Raw genomic sequence first — 17,228 nt, forward strand, 5'->3', positions numbered from 1 at the left:
AGAAGAATCTTTCTACGTGATGTAGAAGTTGCTCCTAGCAAGTGAAGGACTGCCTTGGACGCCTTGGAAATCGCACGGTGGCAATTCGGAATCACCACCGTCTACCACTTCATGATGGTGCCGCTCACGATTGGCCTGGGACTCGTCGTGGCCGTGATCCAGACGATGTGGCACCGTACCGGCAAGCCGGAGTATCTCCGGATGACCAAATTCTGGGGCAAGCTCTTCCTGATCAACTTCATCATGGGCGTCGCCACCGGCATTGTGCAGGAATTCCAGTTCGGCATGGCATGGAGCGAGTACAGCCGCTTCGTGGGTGACGTGTTCGGGGCGCCACTGGCCATGGAGGCCCTGCTGGCGTTCTTCGTGGAATCGACGTTCCTGGGCCTCTGGATCTTCGGCTGGAAGCAGCTCAAACCCGGCGTCCACCTGGCCTGCCTCTGGATCGCGGTGATCGGTTCGGTCTTCTCCGCGTACTTCATCATCGTCGCCAACAGCTGGATGCAGCACCCCGTGGGCGTTGAGATGATCAACGGCCGTCCCGTGATGACCGACGCCTGGGCAGTCTTCACCAACAACACCGCCCTCGTCGCTGTCCCGCACACCATCTTCGGCGCGCTCGCCGTCGCCGGCGCCTTCCTCCTCGGCATCGCCTGGTACCACCTGTGGCGCCGCCGGCACGACGGGATCGACACCATCGGCGCGGACGGCAAGGTTGTACCCGGCGAGGCCGCCATCCCCGGCCGGGACCGCACCGACCACGCCGTCTGGATCCGCTCCCTGCGGATCGGCGCCGTCGTCGCCATGATTTCCTTCGCCGGCACGGCCATCACCGGGGACCTGCAGGGCAAACTCATGTTCGAACAGCAGCCCATGAAGATGGCCGCCGCCGAAGCGGCCTGCCACGACGGCACGGGTTTCTCCATCCTGAGCATCGGCAACGTCGGCTCCAAGAACTGCGACGACATCGTCGCGCTCATCGAGGTCCCCGGGATCCTGTCCTTCCTCGCCAAGGGCGATTTCACCACCGAGGTCCAGGGCGTCAACAGCCTGATCGACCAGTACAAGGCCGACTACGGCACCCACCTGCCGGACAACCCCATCTACGGGGAACGGGCCGGGCAGGAGATCCAGTACGTCCCGGTCATGGAGGTCACCTACTGGGGATTCCGCATGATGATCGGCTTCGGCGGGCTGGCGGCATTGGCCGCGCTGGTTGCCCTCTGGGCCACGCGCAACGGGACAGTGCCCGCCTCCCGCGGCCTCATGCGGCTGGCCGTGTTCGGGATCCTGGCGCCGTTCGGAGCCAACGCCGCCGGCTGGATCTTCACCGAGATGGGCCGCCAGCCGTTCGTCGTCGCCCCCAACCCGGACCCCAGCGGGATCGACCAGGTGTTTATGTTCACCGCCGCCGCCGTTTCACCCGGCGTCTCCGCCGGCGAGCTCCTGACCTCCCTGGTGGCGCTCACGTCCGTGTATGCGGTGCTGCTGGTGGTGGAGGTCAAGCTGCTGGTCAAATACGTCCGCGGCGGCGTGGTCGCGGCCATGCCGGAACTGGCGCACGTGCCCGCGGATGAGAACGAGGACGCCACTCCCAGGGGCGGTGGCCCCGGCAAGCCCGGGGACGCCGACGACGTCCTGGCCTTCGCCTACTAAGCCTTCGCTCCCCAAAGAAACGCAGAGGATACGCAGCATGGATCTCCTTCCCACCATCTGGTTCATCGCCATCGCGGTGCTATGGACGGGCTATCTCTTCCTTGAGGGCTTTGACCTCGGCGTCGGGATGCTGATGAAGGCCTTCGCCCGGAACAACACCGAACGCCGCGTGCTGCTCAACACCATCGGCCCGGTCTGGGACGGCAACGAGGTCTGGCTCCTGACCGCGGGAGGCGCCACCTTCGCGGCCTTCCCGCTCTGGTACGCCTCGCTGTTCTCCGCGCTCTACCTGCCCCTGCTGCTGGTCCTCGTCGCCCTCATCTTCCGCGCCGTGGCGTTCGAATACCGCGGCAAGGTCGACAACCCCCGGTGGCGTGCCCGCTGGGACTGGGCCATCTCCCTCGGCTCCCTCGTGGCGGCCTTTGGCATCGGCGCAGCGCTGGGGCTGACCACCACCGGACTCCCGCTCAACGCCAACGGCGACCGCGAAGGCGGTCCGTTCGCGTGGTTCAGCGCCTATGCGGTGTTGGGCGGCCTCGCCGTCGTTGGTTTCTCGCTGCTGCACGGCCTGGCCTTCCTGGCCCTGAAGACCGACGGCGACATCCGGCACCGCGCCCGCCGGTGGTTCGTCCGGCTCCTGCCCGTACTGCTGCTGCCGATCGCGGGCTGGGCGATCAGCCTGCAGCTGCTCAGCGGCGAGGTGTGGACCGTGCTGGCGGTCGTCGCCGCCGTCGTCGCCGCGGTCCTGGCGTGGAACTTCGCCCGCGCCGGTGCCGAAGGCCGGGCGTTCCTGTCCCTGGGCGCCTTCCTGCTCCTGGGCAGCGCCTCGATCTTCGGCGCCGCGTTCCCGGTGGTGCTGCCGTCCACGCTGAACCCGGCCTTCAACCTGACGGTCTCCAACGCCTCCTCCTCGGACTACACGCTGGGGCTGATGAGCATCGTCGCCTGCATCGGGCTGCCGCTGGTGCTCGCCTACCAGGCGTGGACCTACTGGGTGTTCCGGCGCCGGGTCAGTGACGCACACATCCCCGAGGCCCACAGCTTCCTCCCCGCCATCGCCGCCAAAGCCCTGGCACCCAAGGACTAGCAACTGATGAGACCGCAGTTCCCGCCGGGCCCCGCCAACCGCGCCGCCCTCTACCTGCTGGGCCTCCTTGCGGCCCTGAAAGCCCTGTCCCTCGTGCTGATCGCGCAGGCGGTCGCGTCCATGCTGGCGGGGCTGATGGCCGGCGACCCGGGCTGGGGCGGTCAGCTGTACTGGGGGGTTGCGGGAGTGGTGCTGCGCTCCCTGACGGTCTGGGCGCAGGCTGTCGCGTCGCGCCGTGCGGCGCTGGGCGCGAAGGAGGAGCTGCGCTCGCAGCTGCTCGAGCGTGCTTTGCGCAACGGCACCCGGTCCGCCGGCCCCTCCGACGGCGGCCTCGCGATCCTGGCGACCCGGGGACTGGACGCCCTGGACAGCTACTACACCCAATTCCTGCCCGCCCTGGTGAACTGCGCCGCGATCCCGTTGCTGCTGGGGGCGCGCATCCTGTACGCCGACTGGGTCAGCGCCGTCGTGATCGTGCTGACCGTGCCGCTGGTCCCGCTCTTTATGGTCCTGATCGGCCGCTACACCGATGACCGCGTCCGGGAAGCCCAGTCGGCCCTGTCACGGCTCTCCGGCCACATGCTGGAGCTCGCCAAGGGCCTGCCCGTCCTCGTGGGACTGGGCCGGGCCACCGCCCAGCGCAAGGCCCTCGAGGATCTCTCCGAGGAATACCGCCACCGGACCATGGGAACCCTGCGGACCGCCTTCCTCTCCGCCCTCGCGCTGGAACTCATCGCCACCCTCTCCGTGGCCGTCGTCGCGGTCTTCATCGGCGTGCGGCTGGTCCATGGCGACATGGCGCTGGAAGCGGGGCTGCTGGCCCTGATCCTCGCCCCCGACTGCTACCTCCCGCTCCGGGAACTGGGCACCGCCCACCACGCCAGCGACGACGGCCGTGCCGCGCTCGCCGAAACCACCGCCGTCCTCGGGGCGCCCGAGCCCGCGCCGCTCCGGCCCGCCGGGCCCGCTACGGACGCCGCCGCCTCTGCGGGGGCTGACGCCGGAACCGGCGGTCCGCCTGCCCTGAGCGTGGCCGGGCTGACCGTCCGCTACGGCGGCCGGACGGATGCCGCCGTCGGGCCCCTGTCCTTCACGGCAGCCCCGGGACGCATCACCGCCCTCGACGGTCCCAGCGGCGCCGGCAAGAGCACCGTCCTCGGGGTGCTGGCCGGCATCATCGGGAACGGCGGCGGCTCGGGCCAGGAAACCACCGTCACCGGACGGCTCGACGGATTCACGACGGCGGACCTCGCCTGGGTGCCGCAGCATCCCGTGATGGTGGCCCCCACCGTGCTGGACGAGATCCGTCTGTATCTGGGATCCGCCGCGGGACCTGCGGCGGACGGTGCCGACGGCGATCCGGAGCACGCCGCGGCCCTGCGCTGCCTGGCGGCCTGCGCCGCGGAGCACCTCGCCGCGAAGCACCCCGCCGAACTCAGCCCGGGGGAGCTGCGCCGCGTCGCGCTGGCCCGCGGTCTGGCGAGGATCGAAGCCGGAGCCCGGGTGCTGCTGCTGGATGAACCCACTGCCCACCTGGACCGGGAATCCGCCACGGCCCTGAGCCGTGCCATCGCTGCGCTCCGCGGCAGGGTCACCGTCCTGCTGGTGGCCCACGACCGGCTGACCCGGGAACTCGCCGATGAGCTTGTGGCCGTGGCCCCCGGGGCCGCGCCCGAGGCATCCGCCGTCACAGCATCCGCCGTCGCAGCATCCGCCGTCACAGCGCTGGCCCTCGAAGCGCCGGCTACGGATTCGGCCACCGCCCGGGTCCCTGCCGGCAATCTGCCTGACTCCCGGCCGGCCGCCGCCGGGCAGACTGGACCCGGGCCGGCCGGCAACGAGGATCCCCGCGTGCGGCAGGCGGGGACGGCCGGACGCACCTCGCCCGGGTCAACGGCAACCCGGCTCCGCCGGCTGCTCGCACCCGTAGGCGTTAAATTCGCCGCGGCCGGCGCCGTTGGCACCCTGGCTGCGCTCTTCGCCGTCGCCCTCGCCGGGCTGTCCGGCTGGCTGATCATCCGTGCCAGCGAGCAGCCGCCCATCCTGTACCTGCTCACCGCGATCGTGGGCGTGCGCTTCTTCGGCATCGGCCGGGCCGCGCTGCGCTATCTGGAACGCCTCCTGCTGCACGACGCCGTCTTTGCGGCCCTCACCCGGCTCCGAGGCCGGCTCTGGGAGTCACTCAGCCGGCGCGCCCTCTCGCTGCGCCGGCTGCTGCAGGGCGGCAACGTCCTGGGCACCGTGGTGGACGACGTCGACACGGTACGGGAGCTGCTGCCCCGGGTCGTCCTGCCGCCGCTCACCGCCGTGGCCGTCGCGGCGGCCGCCGTCACCGGCATCGCGCTGCTGCTCCCGGCCGCGCTCCCTGCCGTGATTGCCGCCGCGGTGCTGAGCCTCGTGGCAGCCCCCGCCCTGGCGCTGGCAGCGGACCGGATGTCCGCCGGCACCGAGCAGCGGCTGCGCTCCGGCGTCCTCCGGCAGGTCGCGGCCGCCCTCGACGCCCGCGCCGAACTCCACGCCAACGGCGTCTCCGTGCCGGTGCTCGCGGCCATCACCCGCGCAGACCGCTCCGCGACCGCCGCGTCCCAGCGCTCGGCGTGGGCCGAGGGGCTCGGCCAGGGCCTGACGGTGCTGGCCTGCGGCACCGCCGCCCTGGCCAGCGCCGTGCTGGCCGCCCCGTTGGCCCTCGGCGGAGCCGTTGAGGCCTCCACCGTCGCCGTCGTGGTGCTGCTCCAGCTCGCGCTCGTGGAGCCCTACGCGGCCATCGCGACGGCCGTCCGGCAATATCCCGCGCTGCGGGCCGTGCTGGAGCGCATCGGCGCAGCGGGCGTCCTAGACGACGGCGACGCCGACGCGTCTGCCGGCCTGGTCCCTGTCGCCGGGAGGCCCGGCGGCAAGCCCGGCATCGAACTCCGGGACCTCGCGGCCGCCTGGCCGGGCGGGCCGCCGGTCTTCACCAGCCTCACCGCCACGGCGGAACCCGGGCGCTGGCTCGCCGTCACCGGAACCTCGGGCTCCGGTAAGTCCACCCTGCTCGCCGTCGTCCTGGGGTTCCTCCCGGCAGCGAGCGGGCAGATCCTGCTGGGCGGGCGTGCCGCCTGGTGCCCGCAGGAGGCGCACCTCTTCGACTCGACCATCCGCGGCAACCTGCTGCTGGGGCTGCCGGAGAGCCAGCGCGGCGGAGAGCCGGAACCGCGGCTGCAGGACGCCCTGACCGCGGTGGGCCTCGGACCGCTGATCGGGCGGCTGGAGCACGGCCTGGACACCCGGATCGGACCCGGCGGAGCCTTCCTCAGCGGAGGCGAACGCCAGCGCCTCGCCGTCGCCCGGACGCTCCTGACCGGCGCGGACGTGATCCTGCTTGACGAACCCACGGCCCACCTGGATGCGGAGTCCGGCCGGGCGATGCTGGCCGAGCTCCGGCACGGCCTGCGGGACCGCACCGTTGTCCTGGTGACCCACAATCCGGACGACATCGCCGCGGAGGACAGCCGGCTGGACCTTGACCGTGCGGCCGCCGCCCCTGCTGCGCCGACCCCGGAGGCAACGCCGTTGCTGGCGCGCGGGTAGGCCGGACGTTAGCCTGTTGCCATGAACGGACGCGACCCCCTGGCCAGCCTGGACCCCCGCCTCGAGTGGCGGACTGCCGGCACCGCGGACCTGAACGACTGGGCGGCGCTGATAGCCCGGACCGCCGCCGTCGAACGGCCCGTCTGGTATGAGCGCCGCGCTGACCTGGAACAGGTCCTCGAATCACGGACGAACCCGGCCGCCGCGAACACGGTTCTCGGCTTCGACGTGCGGGGCGCGGCCCGGGCCTACGGCCGGATCACGAAAAACCCGGACGGCGAGAAGGCGATCGGGTACGGCTGCGTCGACCCCGCGTGGCAGGGACACGGGATCGGCACCGGGTTGCTGGGCTGGATGGAGGCGAGGACCCGGCAGCGTTTTGCCGAGGATGCGGGGCAGGGTTCCACGCCCAGGCTGCGGCTCCATATGGAGCAGCAGCACATGCACCAGGCCGCCCTGTTCGGGGACGCCGGCTACCGGATCGTCCGCTACTACAACGAGATGCACCGGCCCCTGGCGGACGGTTTTCCCGAGGCGGTGCTGGGCGAGGGGCTGGAAATCGTGGGCTTCGGGCCGGAGTTGCACGAGCCGGTGCGGCTCGCGCACAACGACGCGTTCCGGGACCACTGGGGCAGCGAGCCGCGGGACGAGGAGGCCTGGGGCTTCGTGGTGAACGATCCGCTGGCCCGGCCGGACCTGAGCGCTGTCGTCCTGGAGCAGTCCACCGGCCAGGTGGCCGGCTACCAGCTCGCCAGCCATGACGCCGTCAGCGCCGGGTCGCGCGGCTACAAGGAGGGCTACACGGACCTGCTGGGTGTGCGGCGCGAGTTCCGCGGCCGCGGGGTGGCCCAGGCGCTCCTGGCCGATGCGATGCGCCGCTTCGCCGCAGCCGGGATGGACAAGGCCTCGCTCGACGTCGATTCGGAGAACCCCACCGGGGCCCTGGCCCTCTACGCCAAGATGGGCTATGTCGCCGTCAACACCAGCATGGCCTGGGACAAGGAACTGTAGCGGGGCAGCCGACCGCCAGCCCTCCGCACGTTGACCGTCCGCAATTTAGCCATCCACATCGTGGAGGTGATGAACGACGTCGTGCAGGAAGTACTGCGAGAAAGTCAGCACGGTGAACTCCGAGCCGTTGCTGCGGGTGCCCTTGCGGTTCCACTGCTCCTCCGTGACCCGCGCGAAGGAGGCCGCGATCTGCTCGCCCTCAGCTGTGAGTTCCGCGCTGACCTTGGCCGGGTCGGCGTTGGCATAGTCCTTCTCGACCGCGGTAAGGTCCTGGTCCCAGTCCGCGAACCGGGCGTCGTCCTCACTGAGCATGAGGCCCAACCGGTGATCAAACAGGGTGAAGACGTCCCGGACGTGGCAGGCATACTCGAGCACCGACCAGGTGTTCCCATCCGGGCGTTCCGTGGCGTCCGGACGCCGCAGGGCCACCCGCCAGCGCGGGAGCATACTGTCCACCATCCCCGCCACCGTCGCGGGCGTCGCCGCCGACGCATCGAAACCGCACTCCGGGCAGGGCCGCTGCAGGACCCAGGTCCAATCCTTGATATCCGGGATGATAGGCATGCGAGCAGTCTAAGCGCATTTTCCCGGCTGCGGTCGAGGGCCGGATGCACTCCACGACCAGGTTAGGCAGGCGACCTTGCTGCTACGAAGCCTCGCGCATTCGCATTGGCCAGGTTGGCCCCTCATCACCGGTGACCATGCAGTGAAGCGTCGAACGACAGCACTGCGCAGTCAACCGTGTGCACTCTCGAGCCGGGCCCGCAGGTGAGTCCACCCCGGCCATTCACCACGAATGGCCGTCAAGGCGGGCAGAATAGCGGCCATTGTGGTGAATGGGTGATCGATAGCGGCCACTCGTGGCAAATGGGGGAGCGTCGGGCGTGACGAGTCCCCGGGCAACGCCGCAGACCCGGCGGCCGGGTGACGAAAACCCCAGCGGCCTAGGCTTCCGCCCCGGGTTCCGGCTGCCAGGACATACTCGGACCGATCGCGTCGATGGCCTGGGAGAGCGGGATCCCGGACCCGTCGCGGCGGCCGTGTTCCCCGGGCAGGGAACGGGCCACCCCGGCCTGGGAGGACGCCTTTGCGGGGCCGTGGCCGGCCCACGCGAGCAGCAAGGTGTCCTCGCCCTTGAGGAAACGGTGCGCCCGCACCCCGGCGGTCGCGCGTCCCTTGGCCGGATATTCGCTCAGGGCGGTGACCTTGGCGGCCCCGGGAGCGGTGCCTGGGAGCGCCCCGTCCGTGCCGGCGATCGTCACCACGACGGCGTCGGGGTCGGTCGGGCTGGCGGCGCCGAAGAACATCACCTGGTCCCCGGCAGCAAGTTTGATGCCGGCCATGCCGCCCGCGGTCCGGCCCTGCGGACGGACCGCGGAGGAAGGGAAGCGCAGCAGCTGCGACTGCCGCGTCACGAAGACGAGGTCGACGTCGTCGGAACCCGCGGGGGCGACACCGACCACGGTGTCCTTGTCCTTGAGTGCGATGACTTCCCAGTCCTCGCGGTTCAGCGGGTAGTCGGGCTGGACGCGCTTGACCACACCCTGGGCCGTCCCGACCGCCAGCACCTCATCCAGCGGCGTGAACGCCACCAGCGATTCGCCCTTGAGCAGGGTGATGAAGTCCTTGGCCGGCACACCGCCGGCCATGTTCGGCGTGCCCTGCGTCGGCGGCAGCACGGGCATGTCCATCACCTGGAGCCGGAGCATGCGGCCCTGGGAGGTGACGGCGGCAATCTCGCCCCGGGCTGACGTTTTCACCACGGAGGTGAACACGTCGTGCCGGGTCCGCGGGCCGGACTCGGCGAGGCTGTCCTGGTTGGCGGTCCGCGCGATCTGGCCGGAGGCGGTCAGGATCGCCCAGCAGGGATCGTCCGCGATCTCCAGGGCCAGCGGATTGGCCTTGCCCTTGGCTCCGGGCGCGGCGGGCAGGGCGGCGACAGTGGGGGAGACGGCCTCGGATTCGAGCAGCACGGTCCTGCGCGGCGTTCCGTACTTCTCGGCGATCTCGGCCAGCTCGGAAGACACCAGGGCGCGGAGCCGCTCGCTGGAGCCGAGGATGGCTTCGAGCTCGGCGATCTCCCGGCGCAGTTCCTCCTGCTCCTTCTCGAGTTCGATCCGCGAGTACTTGGTGAGCTGCCGGAGCCGGAGCTCCAGGATGTAGTTGGCCTGGATTTCGGAGAGGTCGTAGATGGACATCAGCCGGGTCCTGGCGGCGGCCGGCTCGTCCGAGGAACGGATGATCTGGATGACCTCGTCGATGTCCACGATCGCGATGAGGAGGCCCTCGACCAGGTGCAGGCGGTCCTTCTTCTTGCCGAGGCGGAAGGCGGTGCGCCGGCGCACCACGGTGATGCGGTGCTCCACATAGACGGTCAGCAGCTGCAGCAGCCCGAGGGTCTGCGGCTGCCCGTCGACGAGGGTGACGTTGTTGATGCCGAAGGAATCCTCCATCGGCGAGTAGCGGTACAGCTGCTGCAGCACGGCGTTCGGGTTGAAGCCGTTCTTCAGCTCGATCACCAGGCGCAGGCCGTGCTTGCGGTCCGTGAGGTCCACGATGTCGCTGATGCCGGCGAGCTTCTTGCCGTTGACGGCGTCCTTGATCTTCTCGATCACCTTTTCCGGCCCCACCATGTACGGCAGTTCCGTGACCACCAGCCCGGTGCGGCGGGCCGAGAGCTGTTCGACCTCGACCTTGGCGCGGGTCTTGAAGGAGCCGCGGCCGGTGGCGTAGGCGTCGCGGATGCCGTCCAGGCCCACGATCCGGCCGCCGGTGGGCAGGTCCGGGCCGGGGACGAACCGCATGATGTCCTCGAGCGTGGCGTCCGGGTGCTCGATCAGGTGCCGGGCCGCGGCGATCACTTCGACCAGGTTGTGCGGGGCCATGTTCGTGGCCATGCCGACGGCGATGCCGGTGGCGCCGTTGACCAGCAGGTTCGGGAACGCCGCCGGCAGCACGTCCGGCTGGGTCAGCTGGTTGTCGTAGTTGGGGACGAAGTCGACGACGTCCTCGTCGAGGTGGTCCGTCAGGGTCAGGGCCGCCGCCGCGAGCCGGGCCTCGGTGTACCGCGGGGCCGCCGGGCCGTCGTCGAGCGAGCCGAAGTTGCCGTGCCCGTCGATGAGCGGCAGCCGCAGCGAGAAGTCCTGCGCCATGCGGACCATGGCGTCGTAGATCGCGGTGTCACCGTGCGGATGCAGCTTGCCCATGACCTCGCCCACCACGCGGGCGCTCTTGACGTGGCCGCGGTCCGGGCGGAGGCCCATCTCGCTCATCATGTAGAGGATGCGCCGCTGCACTGGCTTCAGGCCGTCCCGGGCATCCGGAAGCGCCCGCGAGTAGATCACCGAATAGGCGTACTCGAGGAACGAACCTTCCATCTCGGAGGTGACGTCGATATCGACGATGTTTTCTACGAAATCCTGGCTGGCTTCCCCTGCCGGGGACGGGGTTTGGCGGCGGGCCATGAGGCTGGTGGGTCCTTCTGAGCGGTGCAGAACGAAAGCTGCGTAAGTTTATGACTAGGCTAAGCCTATGGTGGATCAGCCCGTGGACGGCGTATATCCGGAATATTGGGAAGCCGATGTTGTGCTGCGCGACGGCGGGACGGCCCACCTGCGCCCGATCCATCCGTCCGACGCCGACGCGGTGCAGACCTTCCATGTGGGGCAGTCGCAGAAGTCCATCTACATGCGGTTCTTCGCGTTCAAGGCCAAACTCTCCGCCAAGGAGCTCAAACGGTTCACCGAGGTGGACTACAAGGACCGCGTCGCGCTCGTGATCACCATCGGCGGGGAAATCATGGGCATCGGCCGCTACGACCGGCTCGATGACCCCGAGGAAGCCGAAGTCGCGTTCAACATCTCCGACGCGCACCAGGGCCGCGGCATCGGGTCCATCCTGCTCGAACACCTCGCCGCCGCCGCCCGCGAAAACGGGATCCGGAAATTCAGCGCCGAGGTGCTCCCGGAAAACCGCAAGATGCTCATGGTGTTCTCCGACGCCGGCTACGACGTCAAACGCCATTTCGACGACGGTGTGGTCAGCCTCGAATTCAACATCGACCCGACGGACAAGTCCCGCGCCGTGATGGAATCCCGGGAACACCGCGCCGAGGCCCGCAGCATCCAGGAACTGCTCGCCCCGTCCTCCGTCGCCGTCATCGGGGCCAGCCGCAAATGGGGCACCGTGGGCTACCAGCTGCTGGAGCACATCATCGAAGGCGGCTTCACCGGCCCTGTCTACGCGATCAACCCGGAAGCCTTCGAGCTCGCCGGCATGATCTCCTTCGCCCGGCTCTCGGAGGTGCCCGGGCCGGTGAAACTCGCGATTATCGCCGTCCCGTACGCCGAGGTCCCCAAGGTTGTGGAGGAGTGCGGCGCCGCCGGGGTCAAGGGGATCGTGGTGGCCACCGCCGGGTACGCGGACGACGGCGAACGCGGCCTCGCCCGGCAGCGCGAACTCGTCCGGCAGGCCCGTGCCAACGGCATGCGCGTGATCGGCCCGGCCTCGCTGGGCATCATGAACACCAACCCTGCCGTCTCCCTCAACGCCTCGATGGCGCCCTTGCTGGGCCGCCGCGGCGGCCTGGGCCTGTTCAGCCAGTCGGCAGCGATCGGCGTCTCCCTTTACGCGGCCTCCAGCCGGCGCCGCGTCGGGATCTCCACCTTCCTCTCGGCCGGGAACCGCGCCGACGTCTCCGGCAACGACATGATGCAGTACTGGGAGGACGACGCGGACACCACCGCCGTCGGCCTCTACCTCGAATCGATCGGCAACCCGCGCAAGTTCTCCCGCCTGGCCCGCCGCCTGGCCCGGACCAAACCGGTCATCGTGGCGAAATCCGACGCCATGGGGCTGCCGCCCGGCCACGCCGTCCGCACCACCCAGGCCCCGCCGGAGGCCCTCGACGCGATGATGCGCCAGGCCGGGGTAATCCGCGTCGAGACCATCGAACAGCTCATGGACGTCGCCCAGATCGTCTCCAGCCAGCCCCTGCCGAAGGGCCCGGGGATCGCCGTGTTCAGCAACTCCCGGGCGCTCGGCAAGGTCGTCGCGGACAGCGCGGCCGTGCAGGGACTCGGTGTGGTGCGGATTGTCACCGACGTCGACCTGGACGCCGGGATGTCCGTGGCGCTGCCCGCGCTGCGGCACAGCCTGCAGGAAGTCCTCACCGCCGAGACCGTCCACGCCGCGGTGGTCGCGCTGCTGCCGGCCCACGGCCTCACCGTCGAAAAGATCGCCGGAGTGCTCGCCGAATGTTCGGTCGCGGCCGGCAAACCCGTGGTGGCGGCGTTCAGCGGCCTGCTGGACCCGTCCATCTACGTCGAAGGAATGGTGGGCGACGAGGCGGGGTCGCCGGTTGTTCCCTGCTATTCCAACCCCGGCGCGGCCGTGTCCGCGCTGGGATCCGTGGTCCGCTACGCCCAGTGGCTGGACCGGGACCAGGGCCTGTTTGTGGAACCCGAAGGCTGCGACCCGGACGGCACCCACGACGAGCTGGAGCGCCTGCTGGACAAGGTGGGCGGAGAGCAGCTGGTCCGGCTCGACCCCGACTCGGCCGCGGGCCTGCTGGCCCGCTACGGCATCCGGGTGGTCCCGTCGGTCGGCTTTGACACCGCCGATGAGGCCGTCGCCGCCGCGGACCGGCTCGGCTGGCCGGTGGCGCTGAAGACCACCGACCCCGCCCTGCGGCACCGGCTGGACCTCGGCGGGGTGCGCCTGGACATCCAGGATGCGGAGTCGCTGCGGCGGAACGTGCTGGAAATGCGCAAGTCGCTGGAACGCTACGGCTCGCCGTCGCTGGAAGTGCAGACCATGGCCCCGGTGGGGCAGGCCTGCACCTTCCGCGCCATCGAGGACCCGTTGCTGGGCCCGGTGGTGTCCTTCGGCCTGGCCGGTGACGCCGTCAACCTGCTGGACGACTGGGCCCACCGGGTGCCGCCGCTGTCCGGCTCGGACCTGCACGACTTCATCCGGGCACCCCGCGCCTCGCGGAAGCTCTTCGGCTACCAGGGATTGCCGGCCGTGGACGCCCGGGCCCTGGAGGACCTGGCCGCCCGGCTGACCCGGCTCAAGGACAACCATCCGGAAGTTGCCCTCGTCGACTTCAACCCCGTGCTCGCCGGGCCGGAGGGGGCGTCGATCCTCGCCGCCGACGTCCGCATCGCCAACGCCGCCCAGCGCACCGACAGCGCCCGCCGGGCCATGCGCAGCTGACGCACAGGGAGAGCGGCGGGGCGCGTGCGCCTCGGCTGCAGCCCGGCTGCGGCCCTGCTGCGGAGGCGCCTCGCGGCGCCAGCGGTTAGCATGTCCCCAGCCGATCTGTGAAAATGGAGACCATGAGCTTACAGTCTCCGACACCCAAGCCCCAGGCGACCGTCTCCGGACGCCCGGGCGGCGCGAACCACCACGGCCTGCATGACCACAGCGCGCAGGGTCAAAGCCTGGAAGGTGCCCTCCAGCAGGCCGGTTTCTACCCCCGGCTCGTGGCCGACGTCGTCGCCGACGCCCTCGACGGGCGCGACTGCGTGGCCCACCTGGTGCACCTGGAGACACACTTCGACCGCGCCGAGGTCCGCCGCCACATCACCGTGCTGGTCCTGACCGAGGACATGCTGGTCATCACGCACGTGGACGACCAGCAGCTTGATGAGGCGGGGGAGCAGACCGTCGCGCAGGTCTCCACGGAATCCGTGCCCGTGACACAGATCCGCTCCGTGGTGCTCAGCTACGTGTACGCGCAGCCCCAGGAGTACAAGTCCTCGGATCCGGTCCGCGAACTGACCCTGTCCATTGCCTGGTCCGGCGGCCAGCGCCTGGACATGGGCCCGGCCAGCTGCGGCGACCCGCAGTGCGAGGCGGACCACGGCTACAGCGGCACCATCGCGCAGGAGGACATCGTGATCCGGATCAGCGCCGAAGCTGACGGCCTGCAGGCGGTCCAGGACGCCAAGTTGTTCGCCCGTGCCCTCCGTGCCGTCAACACCGGATCCACCGCCCCGGTGCCGCACACCGGCCCCGGACTGCCGCCGCGCCCGCGGATGGGCGTTTTCGGAAGCCGCGCCAGCCGCGGCCACCAGCGCTGAGATGACGCCGGTCCGCATGCCCGAACCGCTGTCCACCGCCCAGACCCTCCCGCAGAGCCTGCCCGCAGCCCCGGCCTTTGGCGAACGCTCCATCGCCGAGGTGCTCACGAGCGCCGCGGCCAGCGTGGGTGTTCCCGGCTTCGAGAACCGCCTGAACCTGCCCGCGGCCAAGCGCATTTGCGTCGTGCTGGCAGACGGGCTGGGCCGTAACCTGCTCAAGCAGAAGTCGGCGCACACGCCGTTCCTGCGCGCCGTGATGCAGTCCGGCCAGGGGCAGGTGCCGGTCTCCCTGGATTCGGCGTTTCCGTCCACCACGGCAGCGTCCCTGGCCAGCTTCGGCACCGGACTCCCGGCCGGGCAGCACGGCATGGTGGGCTACGACGTGCTGGACCCGGACCAGGACCGGGTGGTCAACATGCTGGGCGGTTGGGACGCCGGCGTCGATCCGGAGCGGTGGCAGCCGTTTCGCACCGTCTTCCAGCGGGCCGCGGAGCACGTGGATGTCACCACCGTCAGCCTCCCGCAGTTCAGCGACTCGGCCATGACCCGGGCTGCGCTCCGGGGCGGCCGCTACGTCACGGCCACTACCTCGCATGCCAGGACCGCGGCCGCCGCCGAGACGATGGCCGGGTCCGGTCGGTCGCTGATGTACTTCTACGTCAACGAACTGGACAAGGCCGGGCACCGCCACGGCTGCCAGTCGCCGCAGTGGGAACACCAGCTCGAGGAACTCGACGCGACGGTGAAACGGCTCAGCGCGACCCTGCCGGCAGGCACCACCATTTTGCTCACCGCGGACCACGGTATGCTGGACGTGCCGGAATCCCAGCGGATCGACTACGCGGCCGATCCTGCCCTCGTGGCCGGAGTACGCCACACCGCGGGCGAGCCGCGAATGGTCCACCTGTATCTGGAGGAGTCGGAAGACGAGTCCGGCCGGGTACGGCTGCTGGAGGCCTGGCGGGCGCGTTTCGGCGAGCGGATCTGGGCCTTCACCCGGGAGGAAGCCATCGCCGCGGGGCTTTTCGGTGCGGTCCGGGCCGAGGTCGGCCCGCGGATCGGCGACGTGATGATTGCGGCCAGGGACGCCCTGGCCTTCTATGACACCCGCCGTGTCCGGCCCACAGCCCTTGACGTCGTGGGCCAGCACGGTTCGTTGACGAAAGCCGAACGCGAAGTCCCGCTGTTGTGTTTCCAGGCCGACGGAAAAAGGGCCCCCCGCGCCTGACTGCGCGTGAAGGCCCCTGAGACGCGTCACCGCGCCGTGAATCCGTGGTGAATGCTAGTCCCCGCGGGCTCCGAAGACGATGTCATCCCAGCTGGGAATGCTGGAGCGCTTCGGCTTCGCCGGCTGGCGTTCGGGCTGCTCCGCATCGCGGTCCTCCCGGGCGGCCGCGGGGGTCTCCCGCTGCTGCTGGCGCCGCGAGGTTCCGCCGCCCAGCAGTTCGTCCAGCCCCGGGCTGGATGTGGGGCCCTGCTGGCCTGCGGGCCGCAGTTGTGAGGCCGAGATGGTGATTTCCCGGGTGTCGGTGCTGACGCCGTCATGCAGTTTCAGGGCGTCGTCCGGTGCCTCCTCCTGGCGGGGGGCCAGGCTGAGCCTTGACATGATCGAGGGCCTGCCGTCGCGGCGGCGTTCCCAGGGGCCGGCGGCAGGCCGGGGTTCCTTGTCCGCTGCGTCCGGTTTCTCCGGGCCGCCCGTTGACTGCCCGGTCGAGGACCCCGCGGGGTCGGGCTCGGCCGGCTGCTCCGCAAGGAGCTCGGAAGGCCTCGGGTGGGCCGCGGGAACACCGTTGGTCAGCAGCGTGGCGAGGGCGTCGTCGGCGTCCTCGTCAACCCCGAGGCGCTGCCCGCGGCGGGAGCGCAGCATGTCGAGCAGCCCGTCGGACTCCTGTTCCTGCTGCAGCTGGAGCTGCTGGACCACCTGGAGCTGAGCGGTCGCCGTGCGGGCGGCAGCGTCGGCGTCGGTTTCAAAATCGAAGGGCCGGTCCGAGACGGCGGTGAGCCGGCGCGCCGGGACGGGGCCGTCGAGGGGCTCGAGCTCGCTGAGCTGCTGGGCCCAGCGGTTGGCGTTCTGCAGGGATTTACGGGCAGGACTGAAGGTCCACATGGCCGGCGGTTCCTCGCCGATGCCGGCAGCGCCGCCGGGGTTCGCCTCGAAGCGGGCCACCACGTTCCAGCTCCCGTCCGGGCGCCGCCAGGAGTCCCACTCCACGGTGGCGGCATCAATGCCGTGCGCGCTGAGCCGGTGGTCCACCATCTCGCCGAGCGAGGCCGGCTGGTCACCGAACACGGTGCGGTACACGTCGTGGCCGGGGGCGGGGGCGGCTACCTCCACCTTGCGGGCCTGCCGGGCGACGTGCTCACGCTCGGCGAGCACCGGACCCTCGTAGCGCTGGACTTTCGCGAGCGGAATTCCGGAGAGCTCCGCCACCTCGGCCGCTGTCGAGCCGCTGCGGATCCGGGCCTGGATATCCCGCGGAGACATGGCAATGGGCGCGGCGACTGCGCCGGACGCGGCCTTGGCCGACGTGCGGCTGGCTGCCACCCGAAGTGCTTCATCGATTGGCAGCTGGAACATCTCGCCGCCGGTGCCACTCAACAGGAGATGCTCCCCGTCGTCGTGGACGCCTACAAGCCGTAGATCCTGCATACAAATCCTCCACCCTGGCATTACTAACAATCGAAACTCTGCCACCGATGCGGGCGAATTCCGGTGAGGACGGAGGGCGCGCCGTTATTTTCCGCGAATTTCCGCATTTTTTTGGCCCCTCGGCGGATCCGGCGCCCTCCGGGTCCCGGATGCGGCAGCCAGGGGGCCC

The 17,228-nt window shown here is 70.3% G+C and carries 10 protein-coding genes; 7 read left to right on the forward strand and 3 right to left on the reverse strand.

Translation table 11 applies throughout. The features are described from left to right. The first annotated feature begins 54 nt into the window (after nt 1-54). Genes ACZYZ5_RS00190 through ACZYZ5_RS00205 form a run of 4 tightly spaced genes read left to right on the forward strand, consistent with a single transcriptional unit; the run spans nt 55 to nt 7,324 of the window. Nucleotides 55-1,656 carry a cytochrome ubiquinol oxidase subunit I gene (locus ACZYZ5_RS00190; RefSeq protein ID WP_463898282.1) on the forward strand — a complete coding sequence of 534 codons (1,602 nt, stop codon included), beginning with the start codon at nt 55-57 and terminating at the stop codon, nt 1,654-1,656. A gap of 37 nt (nt 1,657-1,693) precedes the next feature. Continuing rightward, entirely contained in the window at nt 1,694-2,743 is a 1,050-nt protein-coding gene (gene cydB / locus ACZYZ5_RS00195; protein ID WP_463898284.1) for a cytochrome d ubiquinol oxidase subunit II, read from the forward strand. Nucleotides 2,744-2,749: 6 nt separating this feature from the next. Then, nucleotides 2,750-6,313 (forward strand): thiol reductant ABC exporter subunit CydD, encoded by a 3,564-nt coding sequence (gene cydD, locus ACZYZ5_RS00200; protein WP_463898287.1) that lies wholly within the window; start codon nt 2,750-2,752, stop codon nt 6,311-6,313. Nucleotides 6,314-6,334: 21 nt separating this feature from the next. Further along, nucleotides 6,335-7,324 (forward strand): GNAT family N-acetyltransferase, encoded by a 990-nt coding sequence (locus ACZYZ5_RS00205; RefSeq protein ID WP_463898289.1) that lies wholly within the window; start codon nt 6,335-6,337, stop codon nt 7,322-7,324. 45 nt (nt 7,325-7,369) lie between these two features. On the opposite strand, the gene ACZYZ5_RS00210 is transcribed toward ACZYZ5_RS00205, so the two are convergent. Next, nucleotides 7,370-7,888: a DinB family protein gene (locus ACZYZ5_RS00210; RefSeq protein ID WP_463898291.1), complete on the reverse strand. Its 519-nt coding sequence runs from the start codon at nt 7,886-7,888 to the stop codon at nt 7,370-7,372. A 380-nt stretch (nt 7,889-8,268) separates the two neighbouring features. Beyond that, nucleotides 8,269-10,788, reverse strand: coding sequence for a DNA gyrase/topoisomerase IV subunit A (locus ACZYZ5_RS00215; protein ID WP_463898293.1), 2,520 nt, complete (start codon nt 10,786-10,788; stop codon nt 8,269-8,271). A gap of 67 nt (nt 10,789-10,855) precedes the next feature. On the opposite strand from ACZYZ5_RS00215, the gene ACZYZ5_RS00220 reads away from it, so the two are divergent. From ACZYZ5_RS00220 to ACZYZ5_RS00230, 3 genes are all read left to right on the forward strand, one after another. Continuing rightward, nucleotides 10,856-13,540 (forward strand): bifunctional acetate--CoA ligase family protein/GNAT family N-acetyltransferase, encoded by a 2,685-nt coding sequence (locus tag ACZYZ5_RS00220; protein ID WP_463898295.1) that lies wholly within the window; start codon nt 10,856-10,858, stop codon nt 13,538-13,540. 122 nt (nt 13,541-13,662) lie between these two features. Continuing rightward, nucleotides 13,663-14,409, forward strand: coding sequence for a DUF5998 family protein (locus ACZYZ5_RS00225; protein ID WP_463898297.1), 747 nt, complete (start codon nt 13,663-13,665; stop codon nt 14,407-14,409). Between the two features lie 16 nt (nt 14,410-14,425). Further along, the gene (locus ACZYZ5_RS00230) at nt 14,426-15,637 is read left to right on the forward strand and encodes an alkaline phosphatase family protein (protein ID WP_463898299.1); all 1,212 of its coding nucleotides are present in this window, start codon (nt 14,426-14,428) and stop codon (nt 15,635-15,637) included. Between the two features lie 54 nt (nt 15,638-15,691). On the opposite strand, the gene sepH is transcribed toward ACZYZ5_RS00230, so the two are convergent. Beyond that, the gene (gene sepH, locus ACZYZ5_RS00235; protein WP_463898302.1) at nt 15,692-17,059 is read right to left on the reverse strand and encodes a septation protein SepH; all 1,368 of its coding nucleotides are present in this window, start codon (nt 17,057-17,059) and stop codon (nt 15,692-15,694) included. Nucleotides 17,060-17,228: the final 169 nt, after the last annotated feature.

Source organism: Pseudarthrobacter ribosi, assembly GCF_055412865.1.

Bases quoted from the DNA above. Each gene is read 5' to 3' on its own strand.
- cydB (WP_463898284.1), top strand. From the start codon at position 1,694: ATGGATCTCCTTCCCACCATCTGGTTCATCGCCATCGCGGTGCTATGG.
- sepH (WP_463898302.1), bottom strand. From the start codon at position 17,059: ATGCAGGATCTACGGCTTGTAGGCGTCCACGACGACGGGGAGCATCTC.
- ACZYZ5_RS00225 (WP_463898297.1), top strand. From the start codon at position 13,663: ATGAGCTTACAGTCTCCGACACCCAAGCCCCAGGCGACCGTCTCCGGA.
- ACZYZ5_RS00220 (WP_463898295.1), top strand. From the start codon at position 10,856: ATGGTGGATCAGCCCGTGGACGGCGTATATCCGGAATATTGGGAAGCC.
- ACZYZ5_RS00230 (WP_463898299.1), top strand. From the start codon at position 14,426: ATGCCCGAACCGCTGTCCACCGCCCAGACCCTCCCGCAGAGCCTGCCC.
- ACZYZ5_RS00215 (WP_463898293.1), bottom strand. From the start codon at position 10,788: ATGGCCCGCCGCCAAACCCCGTCCCCGGCAGGGGAAGCCAGCCAGGAT.
- cydD (WP_463898287.1), top strand. From the start codon at position 2,750: ATGAGACCGCAGTTCCCGCCGGGCCCCGCCAACCGCGCCGCCCTCTAC.
- ACZYZ5_RS00210 (WP_463898291.1), bottom strand. From the start codon at position 7,888: ATGCCTATCATCCCGGATATCAAGGATTGGACCTGGGTCCTGCAGCGG.
- ACZYZ5_RS00205 (WP_463898289.1), top strand. From the start codon at position 6,335: ATGAACGGACGCGACCCCCTGGCCAGCCTGGACCCCCGCCTCGAGTGG.